This window comes from Nitrospinota bacterium (assembly GCA_035528715.1).
Taxonomy (GTDB): Bacteria; JADFOP01; JADFOP01; order DATKYB01; family DATKYB01; genus DATKYB01.
Genome location: DATKYB010000055.1, coordinates 1 through 11,457, shown reverse-complemented (window position 1 = coordinate 11,457; position 11,457 = coordinate 1). Strand labels below are relative to the sequence as shown.

Below are 11,457 nucleotides of genomic sequence, written 5' to 3'. Positions count from 1 at the left end.
TTTAAGACTTACCTTATCATCTTTTATGTAAACATAGACAGGCTTTTCTGACTTCCCTTCAATGATAACAGCGTCATATCCTGTCTTTTTAAACTCATCCGGAAAGAACCCGCCCACATTGCTGAAAGTAACACCAAAGCTCAAAGGAGACTTCGTCACACACGCTAACCTCGAAGCTACAGGGCATGTCGTCGCGCACAAAAAACCCGTTGCCATCACAATCTTATTTTCCTCGCTAAAGGGATCAATACCAGGCTTGATCTTTTCATTATAGTAGAGCTTCATCCCCAAGCCAGCCCCGCCCATATAATCTCTTGCATCTTTTTCATTCAGCGGTTCAGTCTTAACTTCCTTTGTAGTGAGATTAATTCTCAAAACCTTGCCCATATAACTCATCTAAATTTCCTCCTTTGAAAAAATGAGTAAATAATCTCTTTTGTATATTTTATTCTTTCTTGTCAAGTCTTTTTTAGATTCTTTGACTACTCTTCTCTCAAAAATTAGATGGAAAATCTCGGGGAAAAATCAAAAAATCAAAAGAAGAAAGTTTGGTCTTTATTTATATCTTTTTAAGTTATATACTTTTTATTTTTTTTGTCAACCTTTTTTGATTTTCTATTATTCAAGAGATGATAATAAAAATGCCAAGACTATTAAATTATTTATATTTCTTTGAATTTGGCTGTTATTTTCGCAATCTCTTCAAATTTGTATTTTACCCTATCAATATCCTGTCCCATTCTGTAGGTATCCTTATCAAGCCTTCCCTCAGAATTCAATTCGGATAATACATTTTCTTTGCTAAGATCAGGATTTTTACGGGCATAAGGCCACAGCCTGAAAGAGCCTCCTGTGATCTCGTCTATGATGTAAACATCCCCTTCAATAATTCCATACTCGAGTTTCATATCAATAAGCTGAATATTAAAGGGGGCAAATGCCTTCTCAAGTATGCTAAACGCCTCATCATTAAGCTCCATCATCTTTGCATACTCAGTACCCCCCTTTACCTTTATAATATAATTTATATAGGTCTCATCTAGCATTGGGTCATGAAGAGGGTCATCTTTGTAATGAAATTGAGTAATCACTGAATCATACCTTGTCCCCTCAGCTACATTACCCCATTTTAATATAGAACCAGCAGCAACCCTTCTGGAAACAACTTCGAGATTGATTTTCCTATCCAGTTTTTTCACTAGGGAAACCTTTTCTTCAAGGCTTGAAATATAATGGGTCTGAACATTCATTCTGTTGAGATATTCAAAAATGTCACGGTTAGTCTGCCAGTCAATCAAAGCTTTTCCTTTGATAATATCATGTTTTGCACCGTCTCCAGCAGTGATATCATCCTTAAAAACCATATAAACCGTCTTAGGATCTTCTAGATTCTCGTAAATTATCTTTGTCTTTCCTTCATTAATTTTATTCATTGAACTGAAATCAATTGGCATCGAACACTCCTTTCAAATTTAAGTTAATACATTTAGAATTCTAAGAAACGATATTTGTAAAATCTATGGCAAAATTTAAAGATTATTTTATTTTACAACACCGTTTTGTCAAAACAAATTAAAAAATATTTAAGTATAAGTAGTCTATATCTATAAACACTTATTATGAAATAAAAAGACAAAATACTTAATAATTTACTTTAAAAATAATTATATAATTATTTATTATTGAATTATTTTTTATTTCTTATTAAAAGGCATTAAATATATTAATTTCAATATCCTTCATCATTTTTAAGATGAAAAAATCTTTAAATTATCCACCCTCCACCAATCACAACATCCCCTTTATAAAAAACAGCAGCTTGGCCTGGTGTAACTGCTCTCTGGGCAGTTAAAAAACTAACGTCAGCCAAGCCCCCTTTTCTTGAGGTAATCTTCGCCTTTGCAGGCCTGTGGCGGTATCGAATCTGTACCTCTGCCTCTATCTCCTCCCTTTCTTTTATAGGAATGTTCCAGTTTACATCCTTAGCAACAAGCTTTTTTCTAAAGAGATCTCCACTTTCTCCTACAATAAGAAGATTCTTTTTCAAATCAATGTCCACAACATAAAGAGGCTTCGTATAACCTATACCAAGCCCTCTTCTTTGACCAATTGTATAGAAAGGAAAGCCCTTATGCCTCCCCAGCACCCTTCCGTCTTTCGTTATAATATCACCTTCATGTATCATTTTATGAGGAAGCCTTTTTTTAATAAACTCAGGGTAATTATTATCAGGGATAAAGCATATCTCCTGACTCTCCATCTTTTCAGCAACTCCAATTCCAAATTTATCAGCCAATTTTCTCACCTCTTTTTTTGTGTATTTCCCAAGAGGGAGAATAATAGAGCTTAACTGATTTTGCGAAAGATTAAAGAGAAAATAAGACTGATCTTTTTTCCTGTCCCTTCCCCTTTTTAAAACATACCCATTTTCATCCTTTTCTATAAAGGCATAGTGGCCTGTGGATATCTTTTCTGCTTCAAATTCTTTTGCCCTTTTTAAAAGATAATCAAACTTTATCTTCTGATTGCATAGAATGCATGGATTAGGCGTCCTTCCCATCAGATACTCAGAAACAAAATAGTCTATAACCTCTCTTTCAAACTCCTTCTCACAATTCAATAGATAAAAGGGGATATTTAATCGTTCTGCAACTTTTCGAGCATCAATCACATCGCGTGGAGAACAGCAGGAACCAAAAGCATCCTCTTCGGTCTTCGAAAAATCCCAAATCTGCATACCGAGCCCTATCACATCATATCCGTCTTCTTTGAGTAAAGCAGCAGTTGTAGAGCTATCCACTCCCCCGCTCATTGCTACAACAACCTTTTGCTTCATAAAAATTAATCCTTTATCTCTTTATGAAAAAAGGAGAGACAGGTATCTCCCATCCTCTTTTGTTTATAAAGCTTAAAAAGACCATACTTCCTATTCACTTCACATTTATGGAAATGTTCATAGATAATTAAGCCTTCTCGTTCTATGATATCTGTCTTTGAAATCTCTTCCAATGCTAATCCTCCTAAATCAGAACCATAAGGAGGGTCTAAGAATATCAAATCAAATTCATCTTTTTTTTCTCTTGAGCGAATAAAGTCTATGCCATCTTCCAAAAAAATCTTAAATCCCCTATAAATACCGCATTTTTCAAGATTTTCTCTAATTAATTTAATAGACCTCTTATCATTGTCAACAAAGAATACTTCTTCTGCTCCCCTGCTTAGCGCCTCGATTCCTATATTTCCTGTACCTGCAAAGAGATCCAGAAATTTTTTGTTAATAATAAAGCTCCCGATGATATTAAAAAGCGCTCCCTTGACCTTATCAGGTGTAGGCCGGATATCAAGCCCTTTTAGTGTCTTTAAAGACCGTCCTTTTATCCTTCCAGAAATTACCTTCATCGTATCACCAAAAAGATTTATAAAGAAACCACTACATGGGAGAGTTTATTGAAGAAAAATCATCTTTGAACAATTATCAAACAATGTGATTAAAGAATTCTTGGTCTAAGTCATCGAAGTGGGATAATCTTTTTATTTCATGAAATCTATCTTTAATCTCTGCATGCTTCAAATTACGCATACGGTTAAGGCTGAATTCCTCTACATTGAACGATGCCATCACACTTCCAAAGATGATGGCCTGTCTAAGCGTTGACTCTGTAAAGTTATTCACATTAGCCAGATATCCCATGAATCCACCAGCAAAGGTATCTCCTGCACCAGTAGGGTCATAAACAGAATCCAAGGGATAGGCTGGAGCTGCAAAGGTTTCATAATCAGAATACATTAAAGCCCCATATTCTCCCCTTTTGATAACAAGATTTCTTGGACCCCAGGAAAGAATCTTCTTAGCTGCTTTAGTAATATTATGCTCTTTTGCAAGCTCTCTAGCCTCTGAATCATTAATAAGAAGAATATCAATTTTTCGTAAAACCTTTTTCAGTTCCTTTAATTTCCCCTCTATCCAAAAGTTCATGGTATCACACGCAACCAGTTTCGGCTTCTTAATCTGCTCAAGAACCTTTAGCTGAAGACTTGGGTCGATATTTGCAAGAAATACATATTCACAGTTTTTATATTCTTCTGGAATCTTTGGGTTGAAATCCTTAAAGACATTTAATTGGGTATCAATAGTTTTTGCCCAGTTAAGGTCATAACCATATTCCCCCTTCCATCGAAAGGTCTTTCCTTTTCTTTTTTCAATACCCCTAATATCTATGGAATGTCTCTTAAAGATTTCAAGCCCCTCATCCGGAAAATCTTCACCGATAACCCCAACTAAATAGACGTTAGCAAAGTAACTCGCAGAGATTGAAAAAAAGGTTGCAGAGCCTCCCAGAACATCTTCTGCCTTATCAAACGGTGTCTTGACTGTATCAAGGGCTATAGATCCCACCACCAAAAGGTTCATTCCTTTTCTCCCAATAGTTTAGCCACATCTTTGGCAAAATAGGTCAGGATCATATCTGCACCAGCTCTTTTAATGCTCAAAAGAACCTCTATCATAATTCTTTCTTCATCAAGCCACCCTTTTTGCGAAGCCGCCTTAATCATAGAATACTCGCCGCTCACATTATATGCAGCAACAGGAAGGTCAAACTCCTTTTTTAAACGACAGATAATATCTAGATAGGCTAGTGCCGGCTTTACCATAATGATGTCAGCCCCCTCTTCAATATCGAGACGTGCCTCGCGGACAGCCTCAAGAGAGTTTGCCGGGTCCATTTGATATGACTTTCTATTCCCAAACTTTGGTGCTGATTCAGCAGCCTCTCTAAAAGGTCCATAAAACCCTGAGGCATACTTAACTGCATAGGAAAGTATCGGTATATCCTGATATTGATTATTGTCCAATACTTTCCGTATAGCTGCCACCCTTCCATCCATCATATCTGAAGGGGCAACTATATCAACTCCTGCCTTTGCATGGGACAGAGCCGTCTTTGCCAAAAGCTCCAGAGTAGGATCATTCAAGATAACTCCATCCTGAACAATGCCACAATGCCCATGGTCTGTATATTCGCAAAGACAGACATCTGTAATCACAACCATATCTGGCACATCTTTTCTTATAGATCTTATGGCATTTTGCACTACTCCGTCATCATTATATGCCTCAGATGCAATTGCATCCTTTTTCTCTGGTATACCAAAGAGAATAATTCCTCTTATCCCCAATTTGTAGATTTCTTTAACTTCCTTTAAAAGATGTTCAGTCGACATCTGGTAAATACCTGGCATCGAACTTATTTCTCTTTTTATTCCCTTTCCATGTATGACAAACATGGGATAGATTAGATCTTTTACTGAAAGGGAAGTCTCTCTAATCATCCCTCTTAATTCTTCTCTCTTTCTCAATCTCCTTGGCCTATATTTTGGAAAATACACTCCTATCCTCCATTAAAGGATTTATCTAATCTTGAAAGTATTCTACAATAGATTCAACAAGTGATTCAATGGTAAATTTTTCTGGAATAATATGAGAAGTAAGTGAAAACTCCTCTGCCTTTTTTGCTGTTATAGGACCGATGCTGGCTATCTTCACACCCTTTAAAAGCTCCTTTATCTCTTCTTTCTTAAAGAAATTAACAAAATTGATGACCGTTGATGAGCTTGTAAAGGTGATCAGATCTATGTTTTCATCCTTTAGTAATTTCACAATCTTTTCAACATTTTCTTCAGGCTTAACAGTCTCATAGGCTGGAACCACATCTACTTCTGCTCCTATCTCTCTTAGTTTATCAGGAAGTATCTCCCTTGCAAACCTGGCTCTTGGGATCAGAATTTTTAAGCCACTTGCGCCTCCCTTCTCGAAGAAGCTTACGAGAGCCTCTGCCCTATACTCATCAGGTATCAGATCCACGATAATACCAAGCCTTTTAAGCTCACCAGCAGTAGCAGGACCAATCGTAGCAATCTTGATCCCTTTCAGTTCTCTAATATCCTTATTCTTTACACCTAGTCTTTCAAGAAAGTATTTAACACCATTTACACTAGTAAAAATAACCCAGTTATATCTTGAGATATTATCAATAGCATTGTCGAGCTCATCAAAGCTCTTTGGGGGCACAATTTTTATTGTTGGAAATTCAATTACCTCAGCACCGTATTCTTCAAGAAGCCGTGATAATTTGCTTGCCTGCTCCCTTGATCTTGTAACAATAACCCTCTTTCCAAAGAGTGGTCTGTTCTCAAACCAACGAAGCTCTTCTCTAAGTCCTACAACATCACCCACAACAATGATTGATGGGGGTTTTAAATCAGACTTTTCCACCTCAGAAACAATATTTTCTAAAGTACCTGTTACAGTTCTTTGCTTTGGTGTTGTACCCCAACGAATTACTGCTACAGGTGTGCAAGGGCTTCTTCCATTCTCAATCAACTTATCAACAATATTTCTGAGATTGCCTACACCCATTAAAAAGACGAGTGTACCTATGCCTGTGGCTATCTTTTTCCATTCAATCCCAGAGTCTTTTTTAGCAGGGTCTTCATGACCTGTTATAAAAGCCACAGTTTGTGTATATTTTCTATGGGTAAGTGGAATCCCTGCATATGCAGGAACAGCTATCGCAGATGTGATGCCAGGTATGATTTCAAAAGTGATTCCTTTCCTAATAATCTCCTGCGCCTCTTCCCCTCCCCTTCCAAAGATAAAAGGATCTCCTCCTTTGAGTCTAACAACATTCTTCCCCTCAAGGGCCTTTTCTATGATTAGTTGATTAATTTTTGATTGGGGAAGTGTGTGGTCTCCTCCTTTTTTACCAACATAGATAATCTCAACGTCCTCTTTTGCATACTTTAAAAGAGAACGGTTGGCCAGATAATCATAGACAATCACATCAGCATTCTTTAAAGCTTCTAAGCCTTTTAAGGAAAAGAGCCCGGGGTCACCAGGGCCTGCACCAACAAGAAAAACCTTTCCCTTCTTCACGCCTTGCTCCTCATCTCATACAAAAATTGTTTTTTACAATAGTGACGAAGGCTTGTCTCTATTACTAGAGCCAAGAATCTTTTCCAGTATCCTTGATCCACCATTTTTTAACATACGCTCTGCTAATTCTAACCCCAATTTCTCATATTCTTCTTTGTTTCCGCTAATCTTGTCTTTTATAAGCTCCGATCCATCCACATCTGCTATCATACCATGAAGAATTATATTGCTATTCTCTACTTTCCCATGCGCAGCAACCGGCGTCTGACATCCTCCTCCCAGTCTCTTTGAAAATGCCCTTTCAGAATATACAGCAATTCTGGTTTCAAGGTGATCTAGCTTCTTAATGATATTCTCTGTCTCAACATCGTACTTTCTTATCTCAATTGCCAATGCTCCTTGACCAATAGCTGGCAACGATACTTCAGGCTCAATATACTCTGTAATATTTTTATCAAGAAGAAGCCTCTTAACCCCGGCAGCCGCAACTATGATGGCATCTAGGCCCTCAGTATATATCTTCCTTATCCTTGTATCGAGATTCCCCCTTAAAGGAAATATCTCAAAATCGGGCCTTAGGTTTAAAAGCTGTGCCTTTCTTCTCAGGCTTGTTGTACCAATCTTTGCCCCTATTTTGAGTTCTGAAAGAGACTCCCCACTTCTTGATATCAATACATCCCTTGGGTCTTCTCTTTTGGTTACTACCCCTATAATTAAACCTTCTGGAAGCTCTGCAGGAACGTCCTTCATGCTGTGAACTGCTATATCTATCTCCTCTCGTAACAGCGCTTCTTCAATCTCCTTTACAAAAAGCCCTTTACCGCCAATCTTTGCAAGAGGAGAATCAAGAATTTTGTCACCAGTTGTCTTTATCTTGACAAGAGAGATGGATATATCTGGATCATACCTGTTGATTTCCCTCTTGACCCAGTTTGCCTGCCACAGAGCTAATTTACTTCCTCGCGTACCTATACGTAGATTTTTCATCATTCATCATCAAGCTTGAACAGCTTTCTTGTAACCTTTATATACTCTTCTCCGTTATCCGAAACTCCTCTTTTCTTTAAAGATACAATCGGATTGTGTAGCATCTTATTTACAAGGGCCTGTGTCAGGGAATCTAATATCTTTTTCTCCTTTTCAGAGATTTTTCCCAGCTTTGAATACGCCTCTTTTAGCTCCTGCTGGCGAATCTCTTCCGCCTTTTGTTTTAAGGTAAGAATGGTCGGTTTTGATTCGAGGCTTTCCAGCCACCCTAGAAAGCTCTTTATCTCCTTCACAATCATCTCTTCAGCCTTTTCTGCCTCCTTTTCCCTTTCCCTGATATTGGCCTCAACAACATTCTTTAGGTCATCAATATCATAGAGGTATACGTTGCTTAATTTATTGACTTCAGGGTCTATATTCCTTGGAACACTGATATCAATAAAGAACATGGGCTTATTTCTTCTTTGATTAAGCACATCCTGAACCTGTTCTTTCTTGATTATATAATGGGGAGCACCAGTGGAGCAGATAATAATATCTGAAAGGATAAGGTGCTTTGGAAAAAATTCAAAGTGTACGGCCTCTCCATTTAGCTCCTCTGCCAGTCTTTTTGCCCTGGAAAAGGTCCGGTTTGTAACAAACACAAGCTTTGTTCCGCTGGAAACAAGGTATCTAGCAGCCTGCTCTGACATCTCTCCAGCACCAATCAGCATAACAGACTTATCATTTAGATCCTCAAAAATCTTCTTGGCCAGCTCCACAGCAGCATAACTTACACATACCGCACTGCTTCCAATTCCGGTATTACTTCTTATCTTTTTCGCTACAGAAAAGGCCTTTTCAAAAAAGTTGCCTAACACAAAACCACAGGCATTACATCCCTTTGCTATGGCGTATGCTGATTTTACCTGGCCCAAAACTTGAGGCTCACCTACAACCATTGCGTCCAGTCCAGAAGCAACCCTGAAAAGATGACAGATAGCTTCTTTATCGAAATAACAGTAGAGATGCTTTTCTAAATCCTTAAGAGGAAATTTGTGATGATCGGATAAAAACTTCTTTATCTTTTCGAATGATTGAGATATATCTCCTCCCTTAGCATAGATCTCCACTCGATTGCATGTAGAAAGGATGACTCTCTCTTTGATCCCATAAACGTTTCCCAATGCATCTAAGGGTTCAGAAAGATTCTTTTCTGAAAAATAGAGTTTCTCCCTGATCTCTATAGGTGTATTTCTATAATTCAATCCTACGACAATAATTGACATAAACTTCTTAAAACAAATGTTCAGTTTTTAATAAAAAGTTCACACCGACAAAGGTGAAAACCACACACAAAAAACCTATGATGGAAATAAAAGCGGCCTTTCGTCCCCTCCAGCCAACGGTCAGACGACCGTGCAAAAGCGCGGCATATATGAGCCATGTAATCAAGGACCACACAAGTTTTGGATCCCAGTTCCAGTAAGAACCCCAAGCATACTTCGCCCAGATTGAGCCGGTTATAATTCCTAAGGTGAGAAAGGGAAAGCCGAAAGATAAAGCCTTATAGCCCAGATCATCAAGGATTTCAAGGGAGGGGAGCCTATAATAAAAAAGGCCCTGTCTTCTCGATTTTAATTGCCTTTCCTGGAGCAAATACATTATGCCTAAACCAAATGCAATGGCAAACGCAGCATTGCCAAGAAGAATAAGGGTTACATGAATCCCGAGCCAAGCACTCTTTAAAATGGGGTTTAAGGGACTAATATCTTTTGGCAGGATAAGAGCATATGATAGTGTTAAAAAGGTTAAGGGAATAATAAAGACGCCGAGTACACGCAATTCATATCTTTTTTCTACTATCACAAATAAAAGTACAATCAACCATGTAAAAAAGAGAATGGCTTCAAAAAGGCTTGTTAATGGAAGATACCCTGATTCTATGTATCGGGCTAATAATGTAGCCGTATGAAAAATAAAACTTAAAATGATAATATATCTGGCAATACTAAATATGGATTCTTTCCTTGATAAGAAAAAAGAGATATATAATAAGGCTCCAGCAAAATAAAAGATTATGGTTACAATAAAAAGCATGATATTAATATTATAAAACATATCTATTCTTTCTGATGATTAATCTTTTCGATCAAATTATCAATCAGTGAATTGATCTTTTCTTCTTTTCCCTGTTTTATAAGGTCAATAATATCTGAATTGACAAGACTATCAAATATCTTCTCTCTTTTCTTCTGGTCTTTTACCTTTAAGAGTAATTCTTCTCTTATCCTTCCCATTATCGATAAAAATTGAGAATACTCTTCTCCATATTTCTGCTCTAGTTCTTTTCTGATCTTCTTTGAAAGAGCAGGGCTCCTGCCGCTAGTAGAAATGCTAATAATCAAATCGCCCCTCTCTACTACTGAAGGCACGATAAAGTTGCAATATTTAGGAGAATCAACGATATTAACCAGGATATTCCTCTTTTTTGCTGCATTATAAACTTCTTTGTTAACCCTGTTATCATTTGTAGCCCCAATGATGAGCTGAGCCTTCTCCAAGTATCGTTCATGAAATTTGTCTTTAATATGAGTTATTTTATGCTCTTCTGCAAGAGAGTGAAGATTATCTGTAAGATCTGGGCTGATAATCGTTATATTTGCCCCCTTTTTCAACAGAAGATTGACCTTTCTCTCTGCAACCTCTCCTCCGCCAACCACAATGCATTTTCTTTTCTCTATATCGAGATATATAGGATAATAATAGCTCACAAAATCTCCCTAAATTAAAGAATAGTTTAATTTTTGATTATTAACAGAGATAGCCTATTTTGTCAATATTACTTAAGGATAGTTGCACGAACAAAAGACGAGAATAAAGAGAGGAATTGTTTACTTTAAATGATTATATGAAAGAAGATTTAAGGTGCAGAATAGAAAATCAAGATTTATATTGAAAAATAACTTTAATATGACTTAAAATAATGAATAAACAATGAGATCAAAAGGGGCAGTAGCTCAGTTGGGAGAGCGCATCCCTCGCACGGATGAGGTCAGCGGTTCGATCCCGCTCTGCTCCACCAAACTTTTCAATATCTTATAAAAAAATTCTCCTTTTTCAAATTATATAGTTTTTTATTGGGCGGACGGAAAGACGAAACTTATCTCTTAATCCACCTACAAACGAAATGATTGTGCGTGTAGAATTATATTACTTTCTAAAAGTTTTTTTTACGTCAACTTTTATTCCTGTCATTCTTCGGAAAGTTAGATGACAAGTCTAACTTAAAAGACTTGATATTCCTAAACTTTTTTCCAACCCCTACCCTAGCCAGACCTTCTGAAAATCTGGATGCCCAATCGAACTTAGGCTCGATTACAACCTTTCCGGTCTTGTCGATATATCCCCACTTCTCTTTCTCTTTAACATACACAGCAGCCAGTCCATCAGAAAATGGCCAAACACGATAAAACTCCGGTTTAATCACGATCTTTCCTGTCTTGTCGATATATCCCCATTTCTGCTTCTCTTTTAAATACACAGCGGCCAGACCT

12 protein-coding genes and 1 tRNA gene are annotated in these 11,457 nt (G+C 37.3%); 1 reads left to right on the top strand and 12 read right to left on the bottom strand.

All coding sequences use genetic code 11. The features are described from left to right. The 11 genes from VMW81_04600 to VMW81_04550 form a co-directional block, all read right to left on the bottom strand. The coding region (locus tag VMW81_04600; protein HUU50215.1) for an aldehyde ferredoxin oxidoreductase N-terminal domain-containing protein at positions 1-396 on the bottom strand (396 nt) is incomplete at its 3' end. A gap of 266 nt (positions 397-662) precedes the next feature. Further along, the gene (locus VMW81_04595) at positions 663-1,454 is read right to left on the bottom strand and encodes a phosphoribosylaminoimidazolesuccinocarboxamide synthase (GenBank protein HUU50214.1); all 792 of its coding nucleotides are present in this window, start codon (positions 1,452-1,454) and stop codon (positions 663-665) included. A gap of 311 nt (positions 1,455-1,765) precedes the next feature. Beyond that, entirely contained in the window at positions 1,766-2,836 is a 1,071-nt protein-coding gene (gene mnmA / locus VMW81_04590; GenBank protein ID HUU50213.1) for a tRNA 2-thiouridine(34) synthase MnmA, read from the bottom strand. Between the two features lie 5 nt (positions 2,837-2,841). Beyond that, positions 2,842-3,399, bottom strand: a complete 558-nt coding sequence (gene rsmD, locus VMW81_04585; protein HUU50212.1) for a 16S rRNA (guanine(966)-N(2))-methyltransferase RsmD — start codon at positions 3,397-3,399, stop codon at positions 2,842-2,844. 76 nt (positions 3,400-3,475) lie between these two features. Further along, positions 3,476-4,411, bottom strand: coding sequence for a PfkB family carbohydrate kinase (locus VMW81_04580; protein HUU50211.1), 936 nt, complete (start codon positions 4,409-4,411; stop codon positions 3,476-3,478). Beyond that, on the bottom strand, positions 4,408-5,388 hold the full coding sequence (gene hemB / locus VMW81_04575; GenBank protein HUU50210.1) for a porphobilinogen synthase: 981 nt from the start codon (positions 5,386-5,388) through the stop codon (positions 4,408-4,410). The genes VMW81_04580 and hemB overlap by 4 nt, the downstream gene beginning before the upstream one ends. 25 nt (positions 5,389-5,413) lie before the next feature. After that, positions 5,414-6,934, bottom strand: coding sequence for a uroporphyrinogen-III C-methyltransferase (cobA, locus tag VMW81_04570; protein ID HUU50209.1), 1,521 nt, complete (start codon positions 6,932-6,934; stop codon positions 5,414-5,416). A gap of 33 nt (positions 6,935-6,967) precedes the next feature. After that, positions 6,968-7,924, bottom strand: coding sequence for a hydroxymethylbilane synthase (gene hemC, locus VMW81_04565; protein HUU50208.1), 957 nt, complete (start codon positions 7,922-7,924; stop codon positions 6,968-6,970). Next, positions 7,921-9,189, bottom strand: coding sequence for a glutamyl-tRNA reductase (gene hemA / locus VMW81_04560; GenBank protein ID HUU50207.1), 1,269 nt, complete (start codon positions 9,187-9,189; stop codon positions 7,921-7,923). Before hemA ends, hemC begins: the two co-directional genes overlap by 4 nt. 7 nt (positions 9,190-9,196) lie before the next feature. Next, the gene (ccsB, locus tag VMW81_04555) at positions 9,197-10,021 is read right to left on the bottom strand and encodes a c-type cytochrome biogenesis protein CcsB (protein ID HUU50206.1); all 825 of its coding nucleotides are present in this window, start codon (positions 10,019-10,021) and stop codon (positions 9,197-9,199) included. 2 nt (positions 10,022-10,023) lie between these two features. Continuing rightward, complete coding sequence (locus VMW81_04550) at positions 10,024-10,674, bottom strand: bifunctional precorrin-2 dehydrogenase/sirohydrochlorin ferrochelatase (protein HUU50205.1); 651 nt, start codon at positions 10,672-10,674, stop codon at positions 10,024-10,026. A 235-nt stretch (positions 10,675-10,909) separates the two neighbouring features. Here VMW81_04550 and VMW81_04545 point away from each other — a divergent pair. Continuing rightward, a tRNA-Ala gene (locus VMW81_04545) sits at positions 10,910-10,985 on the top strand. Positions 10,986-11,138: 153 nt separating this feature from the next. On the opposite strand, the gene VMW81_04540 is transcribed toward VMW81_04545, so the two are convergent. Beyond that, a partial coding sequence (locus VMW81_04540) for a WG repeat-containing protein (protein HUU50204.1) occupies positions 11,139-11,457 on the bottom strand: 319 nt, incomplete at its 5' end.

Coding starts and splice junctions, on each gene's coding strand:
- ccsB (HUU50206.1), bottom strand. CDS start 10,021: ATGTTTTATAATATTAATATCATGCTTTTTATTGTAACCATAATCTTT.
- VMW81_04595 (HUU50214.1), bottom strand. CDS start 1,454: ATGCCAATTGATTTCAGTTCAATGAATAAAATTAATGAAGGAAAGACA.
- rsmD (HUU50212.1), bottom strand. CDS start 3,399: ATGAAGGTAATTTCTGGAAGGATAAAAGGACGGTCTTTAAAGACACTA.
- hemA (HUU50207.1), bottom strand. CDS start 9,189: ATGTCAATTATTGTCGTAGGATTGAATTATAGAAATACACCTATAGAG.
- hemC (HUU50208.1), bottom strand. CDS start 7,924: ATGATGAAAAATCTACGTATAGGTACGCGAGGAAGTAAATTAGCTCTG.
- VMW81_04580 (HUU50211.1), bottom strand. CDS start 4,411: ATGAACCTTTTGGTGGTGGGATCTATAGCCCTTGATACAGTCAAGACA.
- mnmA (HUU50213.1), bottom strand. CDS start 2,836: ATGAAGCAAAAGGTTGTTGTAGCAATGAGCGGGGGAGTGGATAGCTCT.